Origin of the sequence: Zoogloea oryzae (assembly GCF_030161255.1) — a bacterium.
Taxonomy (GTDB): domain Bacteria; phylum Pseudomonadota; class Gammaproteobacteria; order Burkholderiales; family Rhodocyclaceae; genus Zoogloea; species Zoogloea oryzae.
Genome location: NZ_BSPX01000315.1, coordinates 1 through 590 on the forward strand (window position 1 = coordinate 1; position 590 = coordinate 590).

Consider the following 590-nt stretch of genomic DNA (forward strand, 5'->3'; position numbering starts at 1 on the left):
CCTTTGGGCCGAAAGCTCGCGCGCAGTAGTCCGAACGAATGGAGGCGCTGCAGCCATTGCGCATCGCTGACGTCGGTCTTGCGCCCCGGCACGTGCTTGGCATCGCGCGCGTTGACAAGAAACACGTTAAATCCCCGGGCATCGAGAAGCTCGAAGAGAGCTGGCCCCGCAAATTCGGACAGTAGCTTGAGTGGATTTTCTGCCTGACAGCGGCGAGGATTCTTGCTGCGAATCAGGAGCGAAGATGACGAAGAAGAGCCGCCGGACGCATTCTCCGGCATTCAAGGCGAAGGTTGCTTTGGCTGCGGTCAAAGGCGACAAGACACTGGCGGAGCTGGCGCAACTGTTTGATGTTCATCCGAACCAGATCACGATCTGGAAAAACCAGCTCCTGGAAGGCGCCGCCGGCGTGTTTGGGCATGACAAGACATCGGCCGAGACGCCGGTCGATTTGAAGGCGTTACATGCCAAGATCGGCGAGCTGGCGTTGGAAAACGATTTTTTGTCCGGCGCGCTCACCAAGGCGGGCCTGCTGAGCGCAAAGCGATGATCGACCGCGATCATGATCTTTCTATCGTGCGCCAGGCGAA

2 pseudogenes are annotated in these 590 nt (G+C 58.6%); one reads left to right on the forward strand and one right to left on the reverse strand.

From position 1 onward, the window contains the following. Window positions 1–155: pseudogene (locus tag QQK25_RS23525) on the reverse strand (IS110 family transposase); the annotation flags it as partial. A gap of 89 nt (window positions 156–244) precedes the next feature. Here QQK25_RS23525 and QQK25_RS23530 point away from each other — a divergent pair. Next, a pseudogene (locus QQK25_RS23530) lies at window positions 245–590 on the forward strand (transposase); the annotation flags it as partial.